At 61.9% G+C, this 11,588-nt stretch carries 10 protein-coding genes; 8 read left to right on the top strand and 2 right to left on the bottom strand.

What is annotated here, in order from left to right; genetic code table 11:
- The first annotated feature begins 16 nt into the window (after positions 1-16).
- Together ACTG2T_RS03680 and ACTG2T_RS03675 are read left to right on the top strand one after the other, a co-directional pair.
- On the top strand, positions 17-1,585 hold the full coding sequence (locus tag ACTG2T_RS03680; protein WP_021229142.1) for an ATP-binding protein: 1,569 nt from the start codon (positions 17-19) through the stop codon (positions 1,583-1,585).
- A gap of 3 nt (positions 1,586-1,588) precedes the next feature.
- Positions 1,589-2,284, top strand: coding sequence for a response regulator (locus ACTG2T_RS03675; protein WP_005338420.1), 696 nt, complete (start codon positions 1,589-1,591; stop codon positions 2,282-2,284).
- 81 nt (positions 2,285-2,365) lie between these two features.
- On the opposite strand, the gene ACTG2T_RS03670 is transcribed toward ACTG2T_RS03675, so the two are convergent.
- Positions 2,366-3,265 carry a DMT family transporter gene (locus ACTG2T_RS03670; protein ID WP_330124089.1) on the bottom strand — a complete coding sequence of 300 codons (900 nt, stop codon included), beginning with the start codon at positions 3,263-3,265 and terminating at the stop codon, positions 2,366-2,368.
- Positions 3,266-3,498: 233 nt separating this feature from the next.
- Between ACTG2T_RS03670 and ACTG2T_RS03665 the strand changes: the two genes are divergently transcribed.
- Positions 3,499-4,284: a helix-turn-helix transcriptional regulator gene (locus tag ACTG2T_RS03665; protein ID WP_330124090.1), complete on the top strand. Its 786-nt coding sequence runs from the start codon at positions 3,499-3,501 to the stop codon at positions 4,282-4,284.
- A gap of 80 nt (positions 4,285-4,364) precedes the next feature.
- Here ACTG2T_RS03665 and exaC read toward each other — a convergent pair whose 3' ends face one another.
- Positions 4,365-5,882, bottom strand: coding sequence for an acetaldehyde dehydrogenase ExaC (exaC, locus tag ACTG2T_RS03660; RefSeq protein ID WP_330124091.1), 1,518 nt, complete (start codon positions 5,880-5,882; stop codon positions 4,365-4,367).
- 236 nt (positions 5,883-6,118) lie between these two features.
- On the opposite strand from exaC, the gene ACTG2T_RS03655 reads away from it, so the two are divergent.
- The 5 genes from ACTG2T_RS03655 (at position 6,119) to ACTG2T_RS03635 (ending at position 11,587) form a co-directional block, all read left to right on the top strand.
- A complete protein-coding gene (locus tag ACTG2T_RS03655; protein WP_330124092.1) occupies positions 6,119-7,798 on the top strand; it encodes a sigma-54-dependent Fis family transcriptional regulator in 1,680 nt (559 codons plus the stop codon).
- 130 nt (positions 7,799-7,928) lie between these two features.
- On the top strand, positions 7,929-8,339 hold the full coding sequence (locus tag ACTG2T_RS03650; RefSeq protein WP_158111244.1) for a VOC family protein: 411 nt from the start codon (positions 7,929-7,931) through the stop codon (positions 8,337-8,339).
- Positions 8,340-8,440: 101 nt separating this feature from the next.
- On the top strand, positions 8,441-9,130 hold the full coding sequence (gene phoB / locus ACTG2T_RS03645; RefSeq protein ID WP_005338414.1) for a phosphate regulon transcriptional regulator PhoB: 690 nt from the start codon (positions 8,441-8,443) through the stop codon (positions 9,128-9,130).
- 8 nt (positions 9,131-9,138) lie between these two features.
- Positions 9,139-10,434: a phosphate regulon sensor histidine kinase PhoR gene (gene phoR, locus ACTG2T_RS03640; protein ID WP_005338413.1), complete on the top strand. Its 1,296-nt coding sequence runs from the start codon at positions 9,139-9,141 to the stop codon at positions 10,432-10,434.
- Between the two features lie 178 nt (positions 10,435-10,612).
- A complete protein-coding gene (locus ACTG2T_RS03635) occupies positions 10,613-11,587 on the top strand; it encodes a PstS family phosphate ABC transporter substrate-binding protein (protein WP_005338411.1) in 975 nt (324 codons plus the stop codon).
- The last annotated feature ends 1 nt before the right edge of the window (position 11,588 follow it).

The raw sequence follows: 11,588 nt of genomic DNA, 5'->3' as shown, positions 1-11,588 counted from the left end.
GTTTTAAGGTATGTGCATGAAACTTCGCCACCAGTTGGTCACCCTCTCTCTTGGGCTCTCCCTGCTGCTGATCCTCATTCTGGGCAGCCTGCTGGCCCTCTTTATCCGTCATCTGCTGGAGAGCAATCTGCAGGATAAGGGGAGCGATCTGGCACGGGTGATGGCGGCGGATACCCGGGTGGTCGAGGCTCTGCGTCAGGGCAGTGATCCTACCCTGCGCGACTATGTGGAGGCGGTCTGCAATCGCACCGACGCCACCTATATGGTGGTGACCGATGAGCATGGTCGCCGCCTCAGCCACCCCAACCCCGAGCTGGTGGGACAGAAGTTTCGCGGCGAGGATATCTGGCCCGCGCTGCAGGAGCGGCGCAGCTACTGCTCCAAGGATCGGGGCACCATGGGGCCGGCGATCCGCTGCTTCTCCCCGGTGGTGGGCGGGGATGGGCGCGTCATGGGGGCCGTGGTGGTGGGCTACCTGATGCAGCAGGTGGAGGGCATCTATATGGAGCGGGTGGCCCTGCTCATCAGCGCCATCGTTGCTGTGCTGGGGTGCGGCCTGCTGCTGGCACTCTGGGTGCAATATCTGCTGCGCAAGACCCTGCTCGATCTGGAGCCGGAGGCGATCGTGCGCCGCTTCACCCTGCAGGATCTGGTGCTTGAGCACATCACCGAAGGGGTCATCGCCCTCGATGGCCGCGGTAACATCAACATGATCAACAGTACCGCCAGCTATCAGCTGCGGCTGCCGGTCACCGGGCGCCACGCCTTGCAGGGGCAGTCACTGGCGGAGCTGGTGCCGCCCCTTGCCCCCTGTCTGGAGCAGGAGGGTGGGGAAGTGAGCTTCACCATTCAGGGGGAATCCTTTGTCGGCCGCTGGCAGGCGGTGCAGGGCAAGGCGCCGGGGCGGCTGCTGATCTTCAGCCGTCCGGAGGTGGCCGCCAGTCTGGGGGTTCAGGTGACCCATCTGCGTCAGTATGCCGAGATGCTGCGGATGCAGAGCCACGAGTTTGCCAACAAGCTGAGCAGCCTCTCCGGCCTGTTGCAGCTGGGCCATGTGGATCAGGCGGTGGAGCTGATCCAGCAGGAGAACGAAGCGTGCCAGACCATGCTGCAGGAGCTGCTGCGGCTGATCGACAACAAGCCGGTGGCGGGGCTTATTCTCGGCAAGTTCAGCCGGGCCCGCGAGCTGGGGGTGACCCTGGAGCTCGATCCCGATTCGGCGCTGGCGGAGTATCCGGCCTCGGTCTCGGCCGATCTCATCACCCTCATTGGCAACCTGCTGGACAACGGTCTGCAGGCGGCTTGGCGCAATCGCCAGCAGCGGCCGCCGCGGGTGCTGCTGTCCCTGTGCGATGTGGGGCGGCGGTTGGTGATCGAGGTGGAGGATAGCGGCGAGGGGGTCGATGAGGAGCTGGCCGATCACCTGTTCGATTACGGGGTGAGTCGCCAGAGCGGCGATCACGGGGTGGGTCTGTTCCTGGTCAAGGAGACCGTAGGTCGGCACGAGGGTGTGATAGAATGGCGGCGAACCGCCGAGCAGACCACCCTGTTTGGTATCTACTTGAATAAAAACCAATTAATGTGAGCCATGGACCCAATAATCACGCTTGTTATTGAAGATGACGATCGGATCGGTGCCATCTTGTCAGAACTGGTGGCGGCGACACCCGGTTTCTCCCTGCTGGGGCGGGCCGGCACCCTGGCCCAGGCCGATGCCATGATGGCCGGTGTGGTGCCCCAACTGCTGCTGGTGGATGTCTCCCTGCCCGATGGCTCCGGCCTTGAGTGGGTGAGCCGCCTGCGCAGCCACAACCGCGAAGCCTACGTCATCATGGTGACTGCCTCGCGGGATGTGGAGACCATCCAGCAGGCCCTCAATCTGGGGGTTCATGACTACGTCATCAAACCATTGCGGCTGTTTCGCATCCAGCAGAGTCTGGACGAGATCCTGCAACTGCACAGTCGCCTCTGCGAGCGGGGTCGGCTGGAGCAGGAAGATCTCGACAAGCTGCTGGGCAAGGGGGGGCGCTCCCAGATCAAGGAGATGCGCGTCACCCCCAAGGGGATTGACAGCATCACCCTGCGTCAGGTGCTGGATCTGCTGGCGGGCGAGCCGGAGAACGTCTTTTCCACCGACACGGTGGCGCTGCGGCTCTCCCTCAGCCGCACCACGGCGCGCCGCTATCTGGAGTATCTGGAGTCGGAAGACCGGGTGGATGTGGATCTCAACTATGGTCAGCGGGGGCGGCCGGAGCGGCGCTACCGCTGGCGCCGGGCGGGGTGAAGTTGGTTCACAGTCGTTCAAACAGGATAGAAATGAACAAGGGAGCCAGCGGCTCCCTTGTTGTTTTTGGCATGTTGCCCGTCAGGCCGTGTTGCGCTCCGGCAGTGGGACACGCTTTTTCAGCTGGGAGATCATCACGCCCCCCAGAATAAGGCCGCCGCCCAGCAGGTGGTAGCCATGTATCGGCTCGCCCAGGCCGACGACGGCGATCAGCGCCGTACAGAGCGGCATCAGGTTCATAAAGACCGAGGTGCGCTCTGCCCCCATGCAGGCGAGGCCGCGCATCCAGCAGTAGGCTGCCAGCAGGGAGGAGGCGAGCCCGGCGAAGAGCACCAGCCCCCACCCTTCGGCCGGCACCGCCATCGAGTCGGCGCTGAGAGCGAGTGGCACCAGCAGTAGCACCGCCAGCAGGATCTGCATGTAGAGGTTGAGCCAGGGGCCAAACGGCAGGTGCCAGCGGCGGATCAAGAGGCCGTAAAGGGCGTAGCTGGCGGAGCCCAGCAGCATCATGCCATCCCCCGGGTTGATGCCGTTGTGGAGCAGGGCAAGCGGCTCGCCCTTGCCAAGCAGCCAGAGCACCCCGAACAGGGAGATACTCATGCCGAGCAGTGCCTGTTTGCCGGGACGCTGGCCGAAGAAGAGCGCCCCTTGCAACAGGGTAAGCAGCGGAATCAGGGAGCCGATCACCCCCATATTGGTAGCCGAGGTGCTATGGGCGGCGTAGTAGGCCAGACACTGGTAGAGCACCATACCGAGCGCCGCCAGCACCAGCAGCTTGCCGAGCCAGGGGCGAACCTCACTGCGTCGCCGCCAGAGGGTGGGCAGACAGAAGGGGGTCAGCGCCAGGGCGGCGATCACCCAGCGATAGAAGGAGATGGCCGCGGGGTCGAGCACGCTGGCGGCCGCCTTGGACACCACGGTATTGGTAGCCCAGATCAGCACAGCCATCAGCGGAAAGAGAAGAGGGGAAAAGATTCGCATCAGAGGCTCCTTATTAACAGGGGGCCAAGTCTACCCTTGTCTTTATATTATCAAGTAGCGTAAAACAGACAGATGACCCAGCAGAAAAGACAACTCTTTCTGATGTACCTTATTCCGGCCCACACAGGCTGCGTCAGCCCGCAACTGATGGCTGCTTTTGGCCTGTGCCGGAGACCGAGCCAACAGGGCGTTGCATCACGCCTGCTCCTCTCTCTCGCTGACAAGGGGCGCTGATGGCCACTCACCACTTTCAGCCGGTAGATGTCGTTCTGCCCGTTCCCAATCCGCTCTTTTTCAGTTACCAGCAGATGCTGGCCGACAGCGCGACCGTGCTGCACTCCCACCCCTGGGGCCAGCTCAACATGATCAGTCTGGGGATCATGGAGATAGAGCTGTGGGATCAGCGACTGGTGGCCCCTGCCGACTACCTGATCTGGGTACCGGCGGATCTCGACCACACCTCCTACAACGAGCAGACCCTCGACTACACCTCCATCTACGTCAGCCACGAGCTGGCGGCCAAGCTGCCGCCAGAGCCCAGATTGCTGCTGCTCACCCCACTTATTCGCGCCCTGCTGAGCGATTTTTGCGAACGGCGGGTGAGCCATATGGCGGATGAGTGGGATCAGCGTCAGGCCGAGTTACTGGTGGAGCGACTGGCGCGCACCCGCTGTCAAGAGAGCTACCTGCCGATGAGTCAGGACAAGCTGCTGGCTCCCATGCTGGCGGCGTTGCACAGCGATCCTGCCGATCCCCGTACTCTGGCCCAGTGGGCCGGACAACTGCACACCACAGAGCGCACCCTGGCGCGGCGCTGCCTGCGGGAGTTGGGGATGAGTTTCGGTCAGTGGCGGGCGCGACTGCGGCTGCTCAAGGCGCTGGCCTGGCTCAAGGGGGACATGCCCATTCAGGAGATCAGCTGGCGGCTTGGTTACGGCTCCACCTCGGCCTTTATCGCCATGTTCAACCGGGAGCTGGGTTGCTCCCCCCAGCGTTATCGCCAGCAGTCGGGCAGATAACAAATCGCCGGACATGTCATCTGGTGAAGCAAAACAAGAAGGGCGCCCACAGGCGCCCTTTCTGATGACATCCGCTTGCGCTAGAAGAAGCCGAGCGGGTTGATGTCGTGGCTCACCAGCAGGTTTTTGGTGTTCTGGTAGTGGTCCAGCATCATCTTGTGGGTCTCGCGGCCGATCCCCGACTTTTTGTAACCGCCAAAGGCGGCGTGTGCCGGGTAGGCGTGGTAGCAGTTGACCCAGACCCGGCCAGCCTGAATGCCACGCCCCATGCGCCAGGCCAGATTGCTGTCGCGGGTCCACAGGCCTGCTCCCAACCCGTACTGGGTGTCGTTGGCAATGGCCAGAGCATCGGCCTCGTCCTTGAAGGTGGTGACCCCGAGTGCCGGCCCGAAGATCTCCTCCTGGAACACCCGCATCTTGTTTTGACCGGAGAAGATGGTGGGCTGGATGTAGAATCCCCCCTCCAGTCCGCTCACCTTGGCCGGGCCGCCGCCGATCAGCATCTTGGCCCCTTCGCCGCGGCCGATCTCCATGTAGCCCAGGATCTTGTCGAACTGCTCGCGGGACGCCTGCGCCCCCACCTGAGTGGCGGTATCGAGGGGGTTGCCCTGCACTATGGTGCGAGCGCGGGCCAGCACCCTGTCCATGAAGTCGTCATAGATGCTGGCCTGCACCAGCGCGCGGGAGGGGCAGGTACACACTTCCCCCTGATTGAAGAAGGTCATCAGCATCCCTTCTACCGCCTTGTCGATGTAGCTGCTCTCGTGCTGCATCACATCGGCGAAGTAGATATTGGGGGACTTGCCCCCCAGCTCCACGGTGGAGGGGATCAGCTTGTCGGCGGCGCAGCGCAGGATATGGGCGCCCACCTCGGTCGAACCGGTAAAGGCCAGTTTCTGGATCCGGTTGCTGGTGGCCAGCGCCTGACCTGCCTCGGCGCCGAAGCCGTTGACCACGTTGACTACGCCGGGGGGCAGGATGTCCTTGATGAGATCCATCATCAGCATGATGGTGACCGGGGTCTGCTCGGCGGGCTTGAGCACGCTGCAGCAACCGGCCGCCAGCACCGGGGCCAGCTTCCAGGCGGCCATCAGCAGGGGGAAGTTCCACGGGATGATCTGGCCGACCACGCCGATTGGCTCCTTGAAGTGGTAGCTGACGGTGTTCTGATCCAGCTCGGCGGCCGAGCCCTCCTGAGCGCGAATGCAGCCAGCGAAGTAGCGGAAGTGATCCACCACCAGCGGCAGGTCTGCCGCCAGGGTTTCGCGCACCGCCTTGCCGTTCTCCCAGGTTTCGGCGATGGCGAGCCGTTCGATGTTTTGCTCGATGCGATCGGCGATGCGCAGCAGCAGATTGCTGCGCTCGGTGACGCTGGTCTTGCTCCAGCTGGTGAACGCCTTGTGGGCGGCATCCAGCGCCAGTTCGATATCGGCGGCGTCGGAGCGGGCGACCTCGCAGAATACGTTGCCATCCACCGGCGAGATGTTTTCAAAGTAGCGGCCGGCGCGAGGAGCCACCCACTCACCACCGATGAAGTTGTCGTAACGGGACTTGAAGCTGACCAGGGCACCTGCCTGACCGGGAGCGGTATAAATCATCTCATCATCCTTTATGTGTGTGATCCTGACCGGACTGGCTGACAGACCGGTTGCCAGCTGATATCGCAAGGGGCGTGCCAAAGGGTCTGACCAGCAGACAAAAGGTTACAAAAACGTTATCAAACGGGGTGTGGCAGCGTATCTTGGTTAACCAATGTCCACGGCTATTGCGATAAAACTGTACCGTTTCTGGACAGTGGCCGAGACAGTCGTGCTGTTTGTGAACAGGAGGCGTGATGAGTGAGTCACTTCAACCCGGTCCCGGTCCGATCCAGCGTTCCTGGCAGCGTTGCCTGCATCAGGGGCTGAGCCGCCAGCAGAGCGCCGATCTTGACTTGCTGCCCCATGGGGAGCTGTCGGCCCGTCAGGAGCAGCACAGGGCGCTGATCGCCTGCTTCCAGCGCTTCGTACTGCCGCTGTTTGCCCAGTTGCTGGCGGGTCGTCCCTGTCGCCTGTTGTTGTGTGACGGTGAGGGGGCCATTTTGGCTGCCAGTGGTGATGAGGGGTTCGCCCGCCATGCCGAGCGTATCTTTTTGCGCAGTGGCGCCCGCTGGGGGGAGGCGAGCAAGGGTACCAACGCCATCGGTACCGCGCTGGCCGAGCAGAGCGAAGTGCAGGTGCTCGGCAATCAGCACTTCTTCGCCCAGCACAGCTTCCTCAGTTGCAGTGCTTGCCCGTTGTTCGGGCCGGATGGGCAATTGCTGGGGGTTCTCGATATCTCCACCGATGCGGCCCATCACGATGGCGATATGCTGGGCACGGTGCGGCTGCTGGCCATGACCCTCGAAAACGCACTGCTGGCGCGTCAGCCGGGCTGGCTGGTGGATCTCGATCCCCAGAGCCTCTGGTCCGCTCGCCTGTTGCTGGGAGAGGGGGGGGAACTGCTCGGCGCCAACCGGGCAGGCCGACTTTGGCTCGGTCAGCATCCTTTCGATGGCAGACAACTGCTGCGCGAGGGGCGTGGCTTGCGGCTGGTGCCAGAAGCGGACGCGACACCCTCCTGCACCGTGCTGCCTGGTCACTCAAGCCCGGTGCCACATCCGCAGCAGGTGCCGCTCAAGATGCTGGAGCGCGGCATTTCGCTGCTTATCGAGGGGGAGACCGGCAGCGGCAAGGAGCATCTGGTGCGGGCCCTGCACCGAGCGTCAAGTCGGCGGGAGCAGCCACTGGTGTGCGTCAACTGTGGCGCGTTACCAGCAGATCTGGTGGAAGCCGAGCTGTTTGGGTATGTGGGCGGGGCCTTCAGCGGTGCCCGCAGCCAGGGCAGTCAGGGTTATCTGCGTGCAGCCCACGGCGGCATGCTGATGCTCGATGAAATTGGCGAACTGCCGCTGCAGGCTCAAACCCGACTGCTGCGGGTATTGCAGGAGCGCAGTGTGACGCCGGTTGGCAGTCACAAGCCGGAGGCGGTGGATTTCTGGCTGGTCAGTGCCAGCCACCGGGATCTGGCGGCCATGGTGCAGAGTGGCGCATTTCGCGAAGACCTCTATTACCGGATCTGCGGCTGGCGCCAGCAGCTGATGCCGCTGCGCCGTTGGCCTGCCGCTGAGCGTCTGGGGCTGATCCAGCGACTGTTGGCGGAGATGGACCCGACCCTGCGTCTGACCCGCGATGCGGAGCAACAGCTGCTGGCCCATCCGCTGCCCGGCAACGTGCGCCAGCTCAAGCAGGCACTGGAAGTGGCCTGTGTGCTGGCAGAGGGGTTGGGTTGGATAGAACCCGCCCACCTGCATCTGCCCAGTGTGGCCACAGAGCCCGGCGTCTTGCCGATGGGGGAGGCGACCAGCTTGCGTGAACAAACCCGGCGGCAGGTGCAGCAAACGCTGGCGGCATGCGGCGGCAACGTCAGTGAGGCCGCGCGCCAGCTGGGGATCAGCCGCACCACCCTCTACCGGACGCTGCGCGAAGCCCCTTGAGTGCTCACTCCCCCTCATCGGTCGTTTTCAAGACGCACATGATGGCTGGAGCCCTGTCCGTCCAGCCGCTATGATGCGCCCTTGCCGGGGGCATTGCGCCCGTTGACTCATCCGTTGAGGATTTTCTGCCATGTCACAACACATCGGTGCATTGACCCTGCTGGTCGCCGATTACGATCAGGCCATTCGCTTTTTTACCGAGGGACTTGGCTTTGTGCTCCTGGAAGACACCCGGCTCGACGAGCCGGGCAAACCGGGCAAGCGCTGGGTGCGGGTTGCCCCCAAAGGCACCCCCGGTTCCGCGTTGCTGCTGGCACAAGCGGCCAATGCGCAGCAGCAGGCCGCCATCGGCCAGCAGGGCGGTGGCCGGGTATTTCTGTTCCTCGAGACCACTGATTTCTGGGGGGATTACCAGCGTATGCAGGCGTATGGTGTTCATTTTTGTGAACAGCCCCGCGACGAGCCTTATGGCACTGTGGTGGTATTTGAGGATATCAGCGGCAACCGGTGGGACTTGTTGCAACGTACTGCTGCCAACTGAATCTGAAAACGTTTATCATCCCGCCTGTCATAAAGTCATAAAAGTGTCACAGAAAATTCTAATAATTGGCGCACCCATCTTCACAGAGGAGAGAGAAGGGAATGGCTAAGCGAATTCTGGTGGTCGAGGACGAAGCACCGATCCGCGAAATGCTCTGCTTCGTGTTGGAGCAGAAGGGATATGAGACGATTGAAGCGGAAGATTACGCCGATGGACTGGCGAAGGTGCGCGAACCCTACCCCGAACTCATCGTGCTGGACTGGATGATGCCGGGCGGCAGTGGCATCCAGTTTATCAAGCAGCTCAAGCAGGATGAGGTGACGCGCCAGATCCCGGTGGTGATGCTCACCGCTCGCGGTGAAGAGGAGGACAAGGTGCGTGGTCTGGAGGCCGGAGCCGACGACTACATCACCAAGCCGTTCTCGCCCAAGGAGCTGACCGCTCGCCTCCATGCGGTGATGCGCCGCGTGTCGCCTACCTCGGTGGACGAGGTGATCGAGGTGCAGGGGCTGAAACTCGATCCTGTCTCCCACCGGGTCAGTGCCGAAGAGAAGGCGCTCGACATGGGGCCGACCGAATTTAAGCTGCTTCACTTCTTCATGACTCACCCCGAGCGGGTCTACAGCCGTGAACAGCTGCTCAATAATGTCTGGGGTACCAATGTGTACGTCGAGGACAGAACCGTGGATGTGCATATTCGTCGCTTGCGCAAGGCGATTGAAGAGACAGGGCACGACAGATTGATCCAGACGGTGCGTGGAGCCGGATACCGCTTCTCAACCCGTCTCTAGAGGCAGTTATGTTGCAACCTTACGCCTGGCGGCGACAGTTGTGGCGAATGGCGTTTTTTTACGCCCCCTTCGCATTGGTTGGCTGGTTGATTGATCATCTTGCCCTCTGCCTGTTGGTGGCGGCCGTGTTGCATCTGGGCTGGCACTATCGCTTCCAGAAGCGGCTCTCTGACTGGCTGTGGCACGACCGCAGCCTGGTGCCCCCCAGCGGCAATGGCAGCTGGGAGTACATCTTCAACGGTATCTACAAGCTGCAGCAGCGTCACCGAGCCCGTCGCCGCGAGCTGGCGGGGCTGATCCGCCGCTTCCGGGAGGGGGCCGAGGCGCTGCCCGATGCCGCTGTGGTGTTTCGCACCGATGGCAGCATCCTCTGGTGCAACCGGCTGGCGGAGCAACTGCTCGGTTTTCGCTGGCCGGAGGATGCCGGCCAGCATATCGGCAACCTCATTCGCAATCCGGCCTTTAACGCCTATCTGGGCAAGGGAGCGTATGACGAGCCCCTCGAGATGCACTCCCCGGTCAACGAGGAGAAGTTTCTCGAGTTTCGCATCATGCCCTACGCCTCCGATCAGGCGATGCTGGTGGTACGGGATGTCACCCGCTTGCGCAGTCTCGAGAAAACTCGCAAGCACTTCGTTTCCAACGTCTCCCACGAGCTGCGTACCCCGCTGACCGTGCTCAAGGGCTATCTGGAGATGACCGAGGAGCCGCCCCCGCCCGCCATGTGGGCCAAGGCGCATCGGGTGATGATGGAGCAGACCATCCGGATGGATAATCTGGTCAATCAGCTGCTCACCCTCTCCCGTATCGAGGCGGCCCCGACCGTGGATCTCTCCCATCTGGTGGACATGCCTGCCATGTTGGGGCTGCTGGAGCAGGAGGCGCGAGCGCTCTCGGGCGAACGGGCCCACCAGCTCGAATTTGTGGTGCAGCCCAATCTGTTGGTGCGCGGGGATCAGGAGCAGCTGCGCAGTGCCGTCTCCAACCTGGTCTACAACGCCATTCACTACACCCCGGCGGGGCGAAAAATTACCGTGGAGTGGCGCAAGCAGGGGGCGATGGCGCTGTTTGCCGTGAGCGATGAAGGGGAGGGGATTGCCCCCGAGCATCTGGCGCGGTTGACCGAGCGGTTCTATCGGGTCGACAAGGCACGCTCGCGCCACACCGGCGGCTCAGGCTTGGGCCTTGCCATCGTCAAGCATGCCCTCAGTCATCACGACTGCCAGCTCGATATCGAGAGCCGGGTCGGCCTTGGCAGCCGCTTCAGCTTTCTCATCCCGAGCCGTATGGTGGTGATTAAATAGTCTTTTATGGCAATGAGTTAGCTGCAAAAAGAGGGCCTTTTAACGGGCCCTCTTTTCATTTGTTCAAATCTGTCGCCATGTCATTAAAGTGTCACATTAAATCCATAAATTTGTCACTGCCAGGTCAGATACTGGCGCCGTCTTAAGAACGGACCTTCTGTAACTTTGGAGAGATTGGATGAAACTCAACAAACTGGCTGGTGTAATCGGATTCACCGCAGCAACCCTGTTTTCTGTCAGCGCCCTGGCTGCCGGTGTGGATAAAGACCTGCCGGATTACACACCGACCAGCGGCATTTCGGGCAACCTGTCCTCTGTCGGCTCGGACACCCTGGCCAACATGATGACCCTGTGGGCCGAAGAATTTAAGCGCTTGTACCCCAACGTCAACGTGCAGATCCAGGCCGCCGGTTCTTCTACCGCACCGACTGCCCTGACCGAAGGTGTTGCCCAGTTCGGTCCGATGAGCCGTGCCATGAAGGCCGGTGAAGAGGAAGCATTCGAGAAGCGTTACGGCTACAAGCCGACTGCCATCCGCGTTGCAGTCGATGCCCTGGCGGTGTTCGTCAACAAGGACAACCCCATCAAGGGGCTGACCATGCCGCAGATCGACGCCATCTTCTCCAGCACCCTCAAGTGTGGCGAAGCCAAGGCTGCCACCAAGTGGTCTGATCTGGGTCTGGACGGCAACTGGTCCTCTAAGGATCTGCAATTGTTCGGTCGCAACTCCGTATCCGGTACCTACGGTTACTTCAAGGAGCACGCCCTGTGTAACGGCGACTTCAAGAGCGGCGTGAACGAGCAGCCGGGTTCTGCCTCCGTGGTGCAGTCTGTCTCTGCCTCCCTGAACGGCATCGGTTACTCCGGTATTGGTTATGTCACCTCCGGCGTGCGTGCAGTACCGCTCTCCAAAGATGGCAAGACCTTCATCGAAGCGACCTCCGATAACGCCATCACCGGCAAGTATCCGCTGTCACGCTTCCTGTACGTTTACGTGAACAAGCATCCGAACAAGCCGCTCTCCCCGATGGAGCAAGAGTTCGTCAAGATGATGCTCTCCAAAGCGGGCCAGAACATCGTTGCCAAAGATGGCTACGTGCCGGTGCCGGCCAAGGTGGTACAGGCTGACCTGAAAAAGCTGGGTATCATGTAAC

This window comes from Aeromonas sp. 75A (genome assembly GCF_051919425.1).
Taxonomy (GTDB): domain Bacteria; phylum Pseudomonadota; class Gammaproteobacteria; order Enterobacterales; family Aeromonadaceae; genus Aeromonas; species Aeromonas veronii.
Note: the sequence above shows the minus strand (reverse complement) of the source record. Positions and strands in the feature narration are given on the sequence as shown.

Coding starts and splice junctions, on each gene's coding strand:
- ACTG2T_RS03680 (WP_021229142.1), top strand. CDS start 17: ATGAAACTTCGCCACCAGTTGGTCACCCTCTCTCTTGGGCTCTCCCTG.
- ACTG2T_RS03675 (WP_005338420.1), top strand. CDS start 1,589: ATGGACCCAATAATCACGCTTGTTATTGAAGATGACGATCGGATCGGT.
- ACTG2T_RS03670 (WP_330124089.1), bottom strand. CDS start 3,265: ATGCGAATCTTTTCCCCTCTTCTCTTTCCGCTGATGGCTGTGCTGATC.
- ACTG2T_RS03665 (WP_330124090.1), top strand. CDS start 3,499: ATGGCCACTCACCACTTTCAGCCGGTAGATGTCGTTCTGCCCGTTCCC.
- exaC (WP_330124091.1), bottom strand. CDS start 5,882: ATGATTTATACCGCTCCCGGTCAGGCAGGTGCCCTGGTCAGCTTCAAG.
- ACTG2T_RS03655 (WP_330124092.1), top strand. CDS start 6,119: ATGAGTGAGTCACTTCAACCCGGTCCCGGTCCGATCCAGCGTTCCTGG.
- ACTG2T_RS03650 (WP_158111244.1), top strand. CDS start 7,929: ATGTCACAACACATCGGTGCATTGACCCTGCTGGTCGCCGATTACGAT.
- phoB (WP_005338414.1), top strand. CDS start 8,441: ATGGCTAAGCGAATTCTGGTGGTCGAGGACGAAGCACCGATCCGCGAA.
- phoR (WP_005338413.1), top strand. CDS start 9,139: ATGTTGCAACCTTACGCCTGGCGGCGACAGTTGTGGCGAATGGCGTTT.
- ACTG2T_RS03635 (WP_005338411.1), top strand. CDS start 10,613: ATGAAACTCAACAAACTGGCTGGTGTAATCGGATTCACCGCAGCAACC.